General features: G+C 51.7%; 14 protein-coding genes. 11 read left to right on the top strand and 3 right to left on the bottom strand.

Annotation, left to right across the window (positions count from 1 at the left end; translation table 11 throughout):
* A complete protein-coding gene (locus UNDYM_RS00965; RefSeq protein ID WP_162039343.1) occupies positions 1–912 on the top strand; it encodes a LysR family transcriptional regulator in 912 nt (303 codons plus the stop codon).
* Positions 913–924: 12 nt separating this feature from the next.
* Entirely contained in the window at positions 925–1,359 is a 435-nt protein-coding gene (locus UNDYM_RS00960) for a cupin domain-containing protein (RefSeq protein WP_197740966.1), read from the top strand.
* Between the two features lie 41 nt (positions 1,360–1,400).
* Here UNDYM_RS00960 and UNDYM_RS00955 read toward each other — a convergent pair whose 3' ends face one another.
* A complete protein-coding gene (locus UNDYM_RS00955; protein WP_162039342.1) occupies positions 1,401–2,042 on the bottom strand; it encodes an ATP-binding cassette domain-containing protein in 642 nt (213 codons plus the stop codon).
* A 284-nt stretch (positions 2,043–2,326) separates the two neighbouring features.
* Between UNDYM_RS00955 and UNDYM_RS00950 the strand changes: the two genes are divergently transcribed.
* On the top strand, positions 2,327–2,797 hold the full coding sequence (locus UNDYM_RS00950; RefSeq protein WP_162039341.1) for an SH3 domain-containing protein: 471 nt from the start codon (positions 2,327–2,329) through the stop codon (positions 2,795–2,797).
* Positions 2,798–2,898: 101 nt separating this feature from the next.
* Here the strand turns inward: UNDYM_RS00950 and UNDYM_RS00945 are convergent, their stop codons facing one another.
* Positions 2,899–4,914, bottom strand: coding sequence for a hypothetical protein (locus UNDYM_RS00945; RefSeq protein WP_162039340.1), 2,016 nt, complete (start codon positions 4,912–4,914; stop codon positions 2,899–2,901).
* A gap of 390 nt (positions 4,915–5,304) precedes the next feature.
* Here UNDYM_RS00945 and UNDYM_RS00940 point away from each other — a divergent pair, with 390 nt between their 5' ends.
* Genes UNDYM_RS00940 through UNDYM_RS00930 form a run of 3 tightly spaced genes read left to right on the top strand, consistent with a single transcriptional unit; the run spans position 5,305 to position 7,142 of the window.
* Positions 5,305–5,607, top strand: a complete 303-nt coding sequence (locus tag UNDYM_RS00940; RefSeq protein WP_162039339.1) for a hypothetical protein — start codon at positions 5,305–5,307, stop codon at positions 5,605–5,607.
* A gap of 57 nt (positions 5,608–5,664) precedes the next feature.
* Positions 5,665–6,213 (top strand): hypothetical protein, encoded by a 549-nt coding sequence (locus UNDYM_RS30290; RefSeq protein WP_197740965.1) that lies wholly within the window; start codon positions 5,665–5,667, stop codon positions 6,211–6,213.
* Positions 6,207–7,142 carry a DKNYY domain-containing protein gene (locus UNDYM_RS00930; RefSeq protein WP_162039338.1) on the top strand — a complete coding sequence of 312 codons (936 nt, stop codon included), beginning with the start codon at positions 6,207–6,209 and terminating at the stop codon, positions 7,140–7,142. The genes UNDYM_RS30290 and UNDYM_RS00930 overlap by 7 nt, the downstream gene beginning before the upstream one ends.
* A gap of 22 nt (positions 7,143–7,164) precedes the next feature.
* Here UNDYM_RS00930 and UNDYM_RS00925 read toward each other — a convergent pair whose 3' ends face one another.
* A complete protein-coding gene (locus tag UNDYM_RS00925) occupies positions 7,165–7,683 on the bottom strand; it encodes a globin domain-containing protein (RefSeq protein ID WP_162039337.1) in 519 nt (172 codons plus the stop codon).
* Positions 7,684–7,994: 311 nt separating this feature from the next.
* Here UNDYM_RS00925 and UNDYM_RS00920 point away from each other — a divergent pair, with 311 nt between their 5' ends.
* The 5 genes from UNDYM_RS00920 (at position 7,995) to UNDYM_RS00900 (ending at position 12,658) form a co-directional block, all read left to right on the top strand.
* Entirely contained in the window at positions 7,995–9,359 is a 1,365-nt protein-coding gene (locus UNDYM_RS00920; RefSeq protein ID WP_162039336.1) for a PLP-dependent aminotransferase family protein, read from the top strand.
* A 364-nt stretch (positions 9,360–9,723) separates the two neighbouring features.
* Positions 9,724–10,380, top strand: a complete 657-nt coding sequence (locus tag UNDYM_RS00915; protein WP_162039335.1) for a GGDEF domain-containing protein — start codon at positions 9,724–9,726, stop codon at positions 10,378–10,380.
* A 47-nt stretch (positions 10,381–10,427) separates the two neighbouring features.
* Complete coding sequence (locus UNDYM_RS00910; RefSeq protein WP_162039334.1) at positions 10,428–10,847, top strand: globin family protein; 420 nt, start codon at positions 10,428–10,430, stop codon at positions 10,845–10,847.
* Positions 10,848–10,970: 123 nt separating this feature from the next.
* Positions 10,971–12,056, top strand: coding sequence for a sensor histidine kinase (locus tag UNDYM_RS00905; protein WP_162039333.1), 1,086 nt, complete (start codon positions 10,971–10,973; stop codon positions 12,054–12,056).
* Positions 12,053–12,658, top strand: coding sequence for a response regulator transcription factor (locus UNDYM_RS00900; protein ID WP_162039332.1), 606 nt, complete (start codon positions 12,053–12,055; stop codon positions 12,656–12,658). The genes UNDYM_RS00905 and UNDYM_RS00900 overlap by 4 nt, the downstream gene beginning before the upstream one ends.
* Positions 12,659–12,679 lie beyond the last annotated feature (21 nt).

The raw sequence follows: 12,679 nt of genomic DNA, 5'->3' as shown, positions 1-12,679 counted from the left end.
ATGATAGAACTGGCCGATATGAAGCTGTTTGTCCAGGCTGTGCTGAGTGGCAGCCTGTCTGCTGCGGGCCGTGAACTGGGCTTTTCACCAGCCGTAGGCAGCAAGCGCATGAGCCGGCTGGAAGCTGCGCTGGGCACACGCCTGCTGCAACGCAGTTCACGTCACCTGAGCCTGACGGAAGAAGGTGCGCTGTATTTCGAGCGCTGCCAGGCCATTTTGTTGGATGTTGCCAATGCCGAGGCTGAACTGGGCCAGGGCCAGACTGAGCCGCGGGGCCTGCTCAGGGTATCGTCACCGGTTGCCCTGGGCAGGCATTACATAGGCCCGGCACTGGCGAAATTTGCAGGCCAGTATCCCGGTCTGCAGGTGCAACTGTCGCTCAGCGACCAGCTCATTGATCTCGTCGCATCCGGTTTCGATTGCGCCATCAGGATAGGGGCCAATACCGACTCACGCCTGCTTGCGCGCACACTGGCAAACAACAGGCGCATCGTTTGCGCTGCCCCGGACTATCTCGCCAGGCATGGCAAACCCAAAGTACCAGCAGATTTGCTGCAGCACAGTTGCATACTCATGCAGCCATCGTCAGCCATGCATGCAGACTGGCATTTTCATTCGAGCACATCCGGCGAAGAACAAACAATCAGGGTACGCGGCAACTGGCTGACCGATAATGGCGAACAGGCACATGACTGGGCATGTGCGGGTCTTGGTCTGGTCAGGCGTTCTTGCTGGGACATGGCAGCGGCCCTTAAAAGCGGCCAGTTGATTGAAGTTTTACCGGAGTGGGCAGATATCAGCGCACCGATACAAATCATGTATCCATCGCGCCACTACCTGCCGCTACGCACACGCCTGTTCATCGACTTGCTGGTAGCAGAATTTGCCAGTGCAGAAAATCAAAACACATAGCCAGAGGTATCAATGAAAATAGCGCTCACCTTATTTTGCTGCGTGCTGGTGGCAAACAGCAATACATGCATGGCCGTAGCAGCGGATACTGCACCCGCCATGAGCATCATCAATGAAGAAGAAGTCAAACGCGATGAGCCACCGCCCCACGGCGCGATAGGCATGTCCACGGCTTACCGCATCAGTGATGCAGCGCCGGCACCGCGCAGCATGGAATTCAGGAAACGCATACTGCACCCTGGTGCAGAAATAGGTTTGCACCCTATAGCCCATGACGAGGTTTATTATGTGCTCTCTGGCACAGGCAGCGTGACCTCAGATGGCAAGACTGCGCCCCTGAAAGCGGGCATGGCCGCCTACTTATACAAGGGCGCAGTAGTGGGTATCAAACAAACAGGGACAGAAGCCCTGAGCATTATCGTGAGCTATCCGAATATCGCTCACTGAGCTCAGTCAATCAATTGTGCTACCAAGCTCAGTCACCTAACTCAGTCTCCTAAATCTATCACGCCAGACAAGGCCAGGCCTTGCGGCCTCACATACATTGCCAGCACCCAGGCCCTGGCTGCATTAGCGGCAAGCTGGTTCAGCATGGCTGTGATAAATTCTATCGATGATTTGTCCAGTGCAGCAAAAGGATCATCCAACAAACTGATGGTCGCACCGGCAGCAAAAGCTGCCGCCAGCCAGACCTTGCGCTTGCTGCCTGTCGATAACATGAACATCTGCTTGTTGATATGCGGTGTCAAACCAAGACCCTCTATGGCTTGTGCCAATACCGCATCATCAAAACCGGGGTATGCCTTGCGCACGAGAGCGAAATAGTCCGGCACAGGCATCTGATCATAAACATCCGTACGCGGGTCTACCCAGAATACCTGGCTGCGGTATGCCTCAGGCTGCGCAGACAAGGCCACATCCCCTATATGCACTTGCCCGCTTTGAGCAGTTAATTCACCTGCCAGCAATTGCAGCAAACTGGTCTTGCCCCGGCCATCACCGCCGAGCACCAGCGTAATACCTGCGGGTATGTCATACGACCAGTTGCTAAACAAAGGGCGGTCAGGATATTCAAAAGTCAGATCAGTGGCTTGCAGGACAGTTTTTTTTGGGGTCGTGGAGGTAGTCATTGCTCAGGCATTTATTTTTTTGGGGATGATGCATAGTATAAGCTGTCATCAGGAAAAAACACCGGCATGACTGCGATTACCCACCGTTTCACTCTTTGAAGAGCCAGAACTCAATTCAATTGTCTTATCTGCTGCAATTCCTGTCTGGCCGTGAGTAAAGCGTGCTAGACTTTTCGCGCTGGTCTTCCATCCACTTAATACCTTTACACCCAATCGCGGTGACTATGAATACGCCACTCTCCCTATCCAAAACTAGCGCCTGCTGTTTTTGCAGTTTACTGTTCATGAGCAGCGCGCTGTACAGCAATGTGGCGCATGCCGAGCCTGAAGTGACCGCATGCAAGCTCAAAGTTTTTTCCATTGACCCTGACGCTGATGGCAGCAATATCCGCAGCGGCCCGGGTTCTGAACACAAGGTGTTGACCATCATCAAAGATAACGATTCACAAATGGACATCACAGGCTCTGCCGGAAAATGGCTGCGGGTTCGCCAGGTCAGCGGCGTGGGCGGCGAAGTATATTTCAAAGGAGAAGGCTGGGTATACGCGCCCCTGACTGGCATCAATGCAAAAGCAAGTGTCAGCCTGCGTGCCAGCCCGATGGTGCAGAGCGCGATGACAGGAAAAATCCCTGCAGAGGCAGGTGCATCAGTACAAAGCTGTCATGGCGAATGGCTGGAGATACAATATAAAAGCGCAAAGGGATGGATGTCACCTGGATCATATTGCGGCAATCCTGTGACGACCTGTTCATAGAACAAGCGCAAGATAAAAGCCCGCTGCCTGCATTAATCGTCATGCAAGCAGCGGGCTTTTTTTACATCTGCAATATCGACGATGACTGAATCATCGCTTCATCAAAATTCAAACGCACCAATGTCTATCATGCCATCCTGCTTGCGCAAGATCACCGCACCAGGTTGTGCCACTGGCAGCAAGCTGGATGTGAGGTTACCCAATCCATTACCCGCATTGATCAGAGGTGAACCAAGGGCCGGGCGATAATCATGCTGTGCCACGTTCGCCAATACCGGATTATTATTGCCACCCAGATTGGTGTTCCAGCCGTTCACGACTGCGCCTGTCAAGTGCCCTATCCAATACTGCGCAGCATTAGGTGAGACCCAGTTATTCGTCATATTGACGGTACCCTTGCCCAGTGCCATGGCTTGCACTTTACCTGCAGACCCCGCTGTGACAGGCAGTGCATAGAACAGATTATTCCTGACATCGGCAACCGCATTCGGCATGCCCAGATTAAACATCAGTGTCTCAGGATAAATGCCATGGGTAGCGTCTCCCCTTACCACCATCGTATTATTGTAGAAGAACAGGGTGCCCTGACGGTAGTTTGCAGTCAGGCCACTGTCACCACCATAATTGACGAGGTTGGTGTTATTGCTGCCTGGCGTCACATCAAACAGATTGCCATAGACATAGGTCGATGCATAGTTTGGTTCACCATAGATAAGCGCATTGCCACCGGTAGAATCCATCAAGTGCAGTTGCAGACCACAACTGGATGCAAAAGTGTTGTAGCGGACAATCAGGCCAGATGAGCGGTCTTTCAAACAATCGCCAAAAGCGCCAGGGCGCACATCACCGAAATAGTTGTACTGAAAAATGATATCGCGTGCTTCAGTATAACTATTGTGCTCGGAGTAACCGTTAGTCACATTGGCAACAGGTGCATTGCCGTTGTTGTAGAAGGTATTCGCCTCGATCAGCACATCTTGTGACAACTCCACCAACGTACCGTTTTTGGAATTAATGAACAGGCCGTTGCCGCAATTGTGCATGACATTATTTTTCACTACCAGATGTGCCGCAGCTTCGACAAACAGGCAGGTGCCAAAAGCAGCATAGCTATCGGTCTTCTTGCCCAGCGCATCAGAGAAAGAATTACCATACACGGAATTGCGGATATCCAGGTTTTCGATACTGATATAACCTGCAGGGCCATTATTGTAGTTGTAGCCAGCCTGCGGCCCCACCATGACCAGGCCCAGCTTGTACAGCACCCGGGTAGCGCTGGCATTGTCATGATATTGCAGGGTGCGGGCAGCCTGGCCTGGCAATGTCTCCAGTTGCGTTGCCAGCTTGCCCTGGGCATCTGGCGCACCATCGATGATGGGGCGCGCACCAGTCACAGGATCAGGTACACCGATCACACGCATGAATTTATCGGGTGCAGTTGGTGCCAGATTGGTACCTGCTGAAATCAAGATCATTTCATGGTAGGGCAGGTTGTCAGGCTTGGCATAAATCCTGACCGTGTCACAGCCTTTCAACTGGCTCCAGGGTAGCTGGCCCAGGGCAGTGTAGGTCTTGCCCACGCCCACATCATAGTAATTGATGGCCGCACAGGCAGACTGGTCGGCATTCATGGTCGGTGTGGTCGCTCTGGTGATGGTGGATGAACCGCTGACAGGCGGTACGCTTGTACCCGCCGCCGTAATCACAAACACCCGCGAACGGGAATACACCACACCCGCCACTGTCGCGCTGGCCGTAACGGTGGCGCTGCCTGACGGTGCGTTGGCCGGCACGGTCAGCACATAATTGCCCAGGGCATTGGCGACGGCGAGCTTGCTGACTGTCATCAGTGATGGGTTACTGCTGCTCACCGTGATCGGTACCGACGCGTCTGTCAAACCGGTCTCGGTGATGAATTCTATGAGCGCATATTCTGTGGAACCGGCATTGCGCGCATTGCTGGCCTCAAAACCCACGGTTTTGGAGGAGAACCCTATGCGTGCCGGGGTTGTGGCCGCATTTGCCGTCGGTACAGACAGCGAGACGATGGTCACCGAAGTGATGGCCAGACAAAAGCCAAAGGCCAGTGCCCTGCTCAGTTTTTGATGCAGTTTCATGCTATTCCTCCTGACGAAGCGACATGAACACATGAAAATGCACGCTGTCGCAATAAAAAATAAAGTTACAGATATCAAATCTGGCAAACATCATCACAAGTCTGCATTTATAAAGTAAGTGTCGCTTGTCAGTTTTTTATATGACATTAAGCATATTGAGTTCTGCCCCAGTCTGTGAAAGACTCTCTCTGGCAAGTCCGGTTTGCCACAGGCGGACTGATTTGCAGTTTCATGAAAAAGAGGTAGGAAAGAAAAATTCCTTATTGGCTTGTATTTCACTTGTATCTATCCACTAGACCAGGACTTGTATCTATCACTAACGACATGCCAGGTGCAAACTTGCCAGACTTTCATTCAAGCTATATCAACCAATCAAGAAAGAGACACATCATGATCAAACTGAACTGCCTGAAACTGACCCACCTGATACAGGCACTGGTGATTACGTCCGTCGTCGCTACTGGCAGTGCTGGCGCTGCCGACCCGGCGTCTGCCAGCGAAAAAGACACTCTCCGTGCCACCCTGCTAGAAAGCAAAGAGAAAAACAAGGGTGTTACCGTGCATGCCAGCGGCACCAATGTCGCCATGGTGGTCACAGCCCTGGAAGAGAAATATGTGATAGGCCGCAACCAGCAGGCCAGCCGCATCGTCATCCGCCTGGATCGCATTGACGGCGTCTCTGCAGCCTTCTGATGCATATTGCCGGGATCAGGCATCGTCAATCAATACTCATTCGTCAAGGAGAAAACGATGTCTGACTGGGCATTCTGGGTAACATGTCTCGCTGTGCTGGGTCTGGCCTATGGCTGGCGTAACAAGTCGCGCAAGCACACAGAACACGCCATGCTACTTATACGTATAGACAGGGACAGCGTGCATGCGGGCGACGACACCGTGTCGCATGCAGAAAACATTGCCGTCCCTGCCAATACCAGTCTGGCCGGTTTGCTGGAGCAAATCCGCATGGCAAAATTTTTGCCATCCATCAGCGGTGGCAGAGCGACCTGGGTCATAGAATCATCAGGGAGCCAGATCAAGACCATAGGCGTACTGGCCCAGCAATGGCAGGAACCCCGCGTGATGATGGATGCATCGGCAGAGCTGGCACAGCACTTTGCAGGCCAGCAACCGAATCTGTTTTTTCGCTACCGCTGCCAGATTGATCCTGACACAGTGTATGCACAATTGCAGGCTTCGGTTGTCAATGAAAATACATCTGACACAGGCAGTTTCGACAGCCTGGCAAAGTACGCAAGCTATCTGAGCAAGATGACGAATCCGGGTTCAGGCAGATGCTAGGGCAACTCAAAAAATATCCACCCTGGGTCATCCTCATGGGCATCATCTCTTTCCTGTTTGGTTGCGGTAATGAATCCGCCTATTACAAAAAGAAGGGTAAATGGCATTACGATGGCGTGGTCATGGACAGCCAGCATGAGCTCGTCAACTTCACGCCCATAGACGACTATTTTGCCAAGGATGCGCGCTATGCCTATTACCGCGGCACGCCGATTTTTAACGGTAATGATGCCAGCGACAGCGCCAGTTTTCAGGTACTCAGTAAATACTATGCCAAGGACAAGTCCATGGTATTTTTTTGCGATACGGAGCGTGACAGCAAAGAATACTGGAGCATCAAACGCATAGTCATCAAAAAAATACGGGATGCTGACCCGGCCAGTTTCCGCATGATGAGCGATGGCTATCTTGCCAGGGATAAATCACATCTGTTCAGGCAGGACAAGGTAGTGCCAGTGCAGGATATAGACAGTTTCGTGCTGCTGGATCACTTTTTCGCCAAAGACAAATTGCGCGGCTATTACCGTGAGAATGAAATTGCAGGCAGTGACGGACTTAGTTTCACACCACTCGATGCCCACTATGCCAAAGACCGCACAAAAATTTATTACGTGGATGGCTTTGCCATAGGCGGAAGTCTCAAAGGCGTCAGCTACGGTAACTTCAAAGTAGTAGAACAAGGCTATGCGATTGATGGCATTAAAGCCTATTACCATGGCGATGTCATCAGTAAAGAAGATGCTGCCTCATTGCAGTATCTGGCAATGGGATATGCAAAAACCTCGCGCCAGGTTTTCTATTATGGAAAATTGATCAAAGCTGCAGATGCGCCCAGCTTTGCCATGCTTGAACGCTTTGATGGCAAGGTCGATGCAACAGATAAAAACGGGCAATACAGCGCAGGCGCCCCTGTCAAGGCCTCACCATAAAAACGCAGGCTAGTGGACTGTATTAGTTTTTTGCCGCAGTGGCCATGCCATGTTGCATGACTGTCGCCATGTTATCAAACAATCCTTCCCAGGCAACGCGGTGTGCAGTTGTAAACCCGGCACCGCCTCGGGTCGCCAAAGTATCAATCAAGACATTGCGCATTACGCCAAAATAAGCCTGCTGTACCTGGTAGTGGTGATGCCGCACGCCGGATGCGTGCAATAGCAACAACAGATGCTCAGGCTGATGCACCAACGCCACTGTTTCTTCCAGCGTGTGGGTCAGGCGCCCCTGTTGCTCTGTCATGTCACCAGAAAATAATTCAATCACGGCAGGCGCGGCGGCAAACAGGTTGCGGTAAAAATCAACGGCCAGGTCACCAGGAGCCGCAATTGCCACCTCCCAACCTGACGTGATGAGCCCCGCAATATCGTCTTGAATCGTCATCAACCATTGCTCAGCCGCTGCAAGCTGGGCTTTATTTGGTGCGCGGGAAGACAGGGTTGATTTTGCCGGTTTTTCTGCTGGTGCTTTAGTCATTATTGGAGTTCTTGCTTTTATGGATAACAAGCTGCGGAATTTGAAATGGGCCTGCTGCTTAGTATATCCCTTATCGTCACAGATATAGAAGAAAGCATCACTCCAGAGCAGACTAGTACATACTTCAGTATGCCCGTCAAAAGCCACTATTTGATGCGTAATCCCCTACCCGGTATGTTATAACTATTGTCGGCAATATTGCAGCGCGATTCATTCAAACTCATTCAGTCTCAATCAGACTCCATTGCCGCCCTCCCCCTTAGGACATCAGCATGTAGCCTGGTAAATTCTTGCAAAATTGAGGATTTTTTGTGACAAAGAACAAGTATCAAATATTGGCGGATGAACTGGCTGATGCGATATTGAGCAAAAAATTGGCGGCCAATGCACGCCTGCCTTCCGTGCGTGAACTCATGCAACAACACCAGCTCAGTCTTGCCACTGTGACGAATGCCCTGCACACTCTGGAAGAAAAAGGGCTGGTTGAACCGCGTGGCAAGGCTGGTTATTTTGTCAAACCGCCAGCAAAAAAAGAAACAGCAGCCCCTGCACCGCATACCCAGGCAGATTTGCAAAACATGTCTGCCAATGTACTCAAATGGGGCCCGGCAGAAGACCTGTTCCCTGAGCGACGCTGGCAAAGCCTGTTGGGTAGCGTGATACGCCGCCATCCTTTTTTATCAACCCGTCATGCCCAGGCTTATGGTCACCCGCGTCTGCGTGCGGAGTTGGCCAAGCGCAGTGCAGAAAATGGCTGCTTCCTCAAGGAAGATGAATTGATCGTGACCCAGGGTGCGACAGAGGCCCTGTTACTGGCCTTGCGTGCAACCAGCGAGGCCGGCAGCAAGGTAATGGTGCAGGCTCCCGTCAGCGTCTTGTATAGCCGCCTGCTGGAAACCTTTACCCTGACACCGGTGACCGTGCACAGCAGCGTGGATGCACCAGAATTTCTGGCTGAGGTACAGGCCATACTGGAAGGTGAAGATCCACCCAAGGTTTTTTTACTGGTCGCCAATTACCATTTCCCTACTGGCGCACTGATGCCCTTGCCAGTGAAGCGTAATCTTTTGAGGCTGGCAGAAAAGCATGGCGTCACCATCATAGAAGATGATGTCTATGGCGACCTGCAGCACGATGGCGCACGACCACTGACACTGAAATCCTTTGACCTCAAGGGTAAGGTCATCTATGTCAACTCTTGCTCCAAGACCCTGGCACCCGGCTTGCGCATAGGCTGGCTGGCCGCCGGTAGCTGGCGTGAACGTATCGAATATTTGAAAAGCGCATCCGCCAGCAGCGTCAATGAATTATCACAGCTTGTGCTCGCAGAATTCCTGGCACAGGGCAGCCACGTGCCACACTTGCGCAAATACCGCCAGCAATTAAAATCACGCAGCGGCGAGTACCTGTCCATACTGCGCCTGGTGTTGGGCAATACCGTCAAACTCGCAGATATGCCCGGCGGTTATAGCTACTGGCTGCCACTGCCAGGCAAGATCAGCACAGAAGAAATACAGACTCAAATCCGCGCCAACTGGCCCTTGCTGGACGAAGCCGATACACCACAGATTGCCCTGGTCTCAAATGGCGTGTGCGTAAATACCTCCATTCCGCTGACCGATCCGCTGCGCCAGTCATTGACGGCATTCTGTTTTTATCTGCGTGGTTTTTATTAAGAGTGAAGCAGTTTAAAAAAACTCAGATCAACTGCTTTTTTTATTTTGTACCTATCGACTAGAGCACTGCTTGTATCTATTCGAAAAAGACTGTCTGACACATACTTCTTCCCATGCCTGGGCATGATCAGACACTACTGAAGAATCCCTGAACGCGCCGTACTTTCTGAAAATTTCTTGTATTCATGCGGAAAGCACAGCCTTGTATCTAACAATGAACCGGCCATTAGCCAATACTGGTGAACTGTAACAGTGAAAATCGGAGTGCTTGCCCTGATGCGCCGGGCGCATGTCCTTCACTCCCGATTTCACTGTTACAGTCCACTAGCCAGGTCATCATTCATCGCTTATGAAAAGAAATTGTATGCAAGCTACGCAAAGATTAAATTATAAAAAACATGCACCACAAGTGAATTGTGCAGCGCCCGTTTGCACTGACAAAGAATTTGCACATTGCGATGCTGATGACAGCAAGAATAGTGCAGCACTGCTGGAAGAAATTTCGCGTCTCAAGCGCTTTATTTCTGATCTGGAAATTGAAAACCGTACCGACATATTGACCGGTCTGCTGAACCGCCGTGGTTTTATCGCAGAGTTGAATACAGCCTGGGACAGATGGGTACGTTATGCCGTACCAACCACGCTGGTCGTGCTGGACATGAACCGCTTTAAACAGATCAATGACAATTATGGCCACGAAGCGGGCGACAAGGCCTTGAAACTGGTTGCTGTTTACCTGCAAAACAATTTGCGTTCCACCGACATACTGGGGCGTCTCGGCGGTGATGAATTCGCAGTGATTCTGCCACACACCAATGCGCAGGAAACACAAAATATCGTCAATAAGCTGCTGCAGGCAACGCCTGTTTTACAAATAAATTTATCGCAAGAACAGGTAGCTATTCCACTGGAATTTGCACTTGGTTTTGCTGAAGTGAATACATCCCAGGGCCCGCCCAAGGCCTGGCTGCAAGCTGCTGACTTGCAGATGTACCAAAGCAAGGCTGCCACGGCAGGCTAGACAGACTCTCAGCAAATCCAAACTATCATTTCAACCGGAGAATTACAATGAATCAACACACTGTCACACTCGTACAAGACTCGTGGAAACAAGTAGCAACGATAGCTCCGCAGGCTGCCGCCCTGTTTTATCAAAACCTGTTTGCCGCCGACCCATCACTGAAACCCATGTTCCGCGGTGACATGACAGAGCAAGGTAAAAAACTCATGCAGATGATAGGCGCTGCGGTTGGCAAGCTCAATGACCTGGATAATCTGGTGCCGGTACTGCAGGGCCTGGCAGTGCGCCATGACGGTTACGGTGTCAAAGAATCACACTATCAGACAGTTGGTGCTGCATTACTGAAAACACTGGGACAAGGCCTGGGCGACCGCTTCACCAGCGAAACCAGGGATGCCTGGGCCACCGTATATGGTGTGATGGCCAATGTCATGATCACTGCCTCACGCGCCACCGTCGCAGCCTGAGCCAGTTTTATTTGCTTTAAAAGGAATGCCAAAGTGAAGCCAGCCAAAGTTAACCCAGGATTTAAAGCAAGCAGCAATCATAGTCCTGCTCAAGCGGTGTCTTTGCTGCTTGCGGAGAATGAGGTGAACGATACCGTAGGCATGACTGACAAGAGCAAATCTTCAGCCCTTTTCTGGCTGATCCTGCCTGCTTTCTTTTTATTGAAATATACAAGCACCATCCCATCTGCAACTGAGCTGATGATGGTCATCGCGACACTGGCTGGCTTCGTCATCTTGTTTGAATACAGCTTGCAGGTCAACGACAAGCGCCTGCTTGCCTGCATTATCACCGCCACCATGGCAGGCATACTGTGGGCACCTTACAATGCAGGCGCCGCCGCATTTGTCATGATCGGTGCGGGTATGTGCCAGCGCTTGAAAAATACCCGCGCTGCCAGCACCGCCCTGTCCATGATGTACGCAATTTTGTTGATGGCAAATGCCAGCCTTGAATTACCATCTGTATTTCTTTTGCCAGCATTGCTGTTTTGCCTGCCGGTTGCCCTCGTAGCTATCCTGCTCGAAAAGAATAGCCGCACTGACGACCATATAATCATGAAGCACGAAGAGATTGCCAACCAGGCACGTCTCGCTGAACGCGAGAGAATTTCGCGTGATATCCATGATGTGCTTGGCCATACCTTGTCCGTCATCGTATTGAAGGCTGACCTGGCGCGCAAACTGGTCAACACTGATCTGGGTGCCTGTTCCCATGAATTGATAGCCATAGAGCACAGTGCACGCAATATCCTCAGAGAAGTTCGTAGCACAGTTCGTAACAACCGCACGAGCAGTTTGAACGCGGAATTAGCTACAGCAAAAACAGCCTTGCAGGCAGCCAATGTCAACATGACTGCCCTGATAGAACAATGCAGCATACCGCCGTCACTGGAAAATGTCATCGCACTTGCTTTGCGTGAAACGGTCACCAATATTATCCGTCATGCCAGGGCGAGCAAATGCAAGATCACCCTGTCGTCGGATTCAAAAAATATCAGGTTCACCATCGCGGATGACGGCGAGGTCCAGGCCAACAAAGCCATCAGAAAAGGCTGCGGCTTAAGCGGTATGACAGAACGCATACACGCCTTGCAGGGCACAATCCGCTTCCATCATGCAAATGGACTGAGCATAACGATCTTGCTGCCAGTCAAAGGTAAGACATGATACGCATCATGATAGCCGAAGACCATGCACTGGTTTCCGGCGCACTGGCTGCCTTGTTGCGCTTTGAGCCTGACATGCAAGTCATCTCGCTGGTAAGAAATGGCCAGCAGGCACTGGAGGCCTGCCAGCAAGAATGCCCCGACATCTTATTGACGGATATAGAAATGCCGGTCATGACAGGTCTGGAACTGGCGGCCAGCATTGCTGAGCAAAAGCTGCCCTGCAAAGTCATCATGCTGACCGCCTTCGCCCGCGCCGGTTACTTGCGCCGCGCCACCGCCAGTGGTGTGCGCGGCTATATGCTCAAAGACTCCCCCTCAGACTGCCTGGCAGCAGCGATACGCACGGTGCAGGCAGGTGGCCGTGTGATTGCGCCTGAACTCGCGATGGAAGGCTGGAACGGCCCGCACGACCCCTTGTCAGAACGCGAGCGCCAGGTATTGCGCCTGGCGGGCTCAGGCGCAGGCAATGCCGACATCGCCAGACAAATCCATTTATCAGAAGGTACGGTACGCAATTACCTGTCAGATGCCATCAGCAAGATGCATGTCAGGAACCGCGGTGAAGCTTACAGGATAGCCAGCGACGCAGGCTGGCTGTAACAAGGCTGCATAACAAACAGG

The sequence above is a fragment of the Undibacterium sp. YM2 genome (genome assembly GCF_009937975.1).
GTDB lineage: Bacteria > Pseudomonadota > Gammaproteobacteria > Burkholderiales > Burkholderiaceae_D > Undibacterium.
The sequence above is the reverse complement of the archived record's forward strand: the minus strand, read 5'-3'. Positions and strand labels throughout refer to the sequence as shown.

What these genes read in the sequence shown, in the direction of transcription:
- UNDYM_RS00965 (WP_162039343.1), top strand. Translation starts at nt 1, where the DNA reads ATGATAGAACTGGCCGATATGAAGCTGTTTGTCCAGGCTGTGCTGAGT.
- UNDYM_RS00960 (WP_197740966.1), top strand. Translation starts at nt 925, where the DNA reads ATGAAAATAGCGCTCACCTTATTTTGCTGCGTGCTGGTGGCAAACAGC.
- UNDYM_RS00955 (WP_162039342.1), bottom strand. Translation starts at nt 2,042, where the DNA reads ATGACTACCTCCACGACCCCAAAAAAAACTGTCCTGCAAGCCACTGAT.
- UNDYM_RS00950 (WP_162039341.1), top strand. Translation starts at nt 2,327, where the DNA reads ATGAGCAGCGCGCTGTACAGCAATGTGGCGCATGCCGAGCCTGAAGTG.
- UNDYM_RS00945 (WP_162039340.1), bottom strand. Translation starts at nt 4,914, where the DNA reads ATGAAACTGCATCAAAAACTGAGCAGGGCACTGGCCTTTGGCTTTTGT.
- UNDYM_RS00940 (WP_162039339.1), top strand. Translation starts at nt 5,305, where the DNA reads ATGATCAAACTGAACTGCCTGAAACTGACCCACCTGATACAGGCACTG.
- UNDYM_RS30290 (WP_197740965.1), top strand. Translation starts at nt 5,665, where the DNA reads ATGTCTGACTGGGCATTCTGGGTAACATGTCTCGCTGTGCTGGGTCTG.
- UNDYM_RS00930 (WP_162039338.1), top strand. Translation starts at nt 6,207, where the DNA reads ATGCTAGGGCAACTCAAAAAATATCCACCCTGGGTCATCCTCATGGGC.
- UNDYM_RS00925 (WP_162039337.1), bottom strand. Translation starts at nt 7,683, where the DNA reads ATGACTAAAGCACCAGCAGAAAAACCGGCAAAATCAACCCTGTCTTCC.
- UNDYM_RS00915 (WP_162039335.1), top strand. Translation starts at nt 9,724, where the DNA reads ATGCAAGCTACGCAAAGATTAAATTATAAAAAACATGCACCACAAGTG.
- UNDYM_RS00910 (WP_162039334.1), top strand. Translation starts at nt 10,428, where the DNA reads ATGAATCAACACACTGTCACACTCGTACAAGACTCGTGGAAACAAGTA.
- UNDYM_RS00900 (WP_162039332.1), top strand. Translation starts at nt 12,053, where the DNA reads ATGATACGCATCATGATAGCCGAAGACCATGCACTGGTTTCCGGCGCA.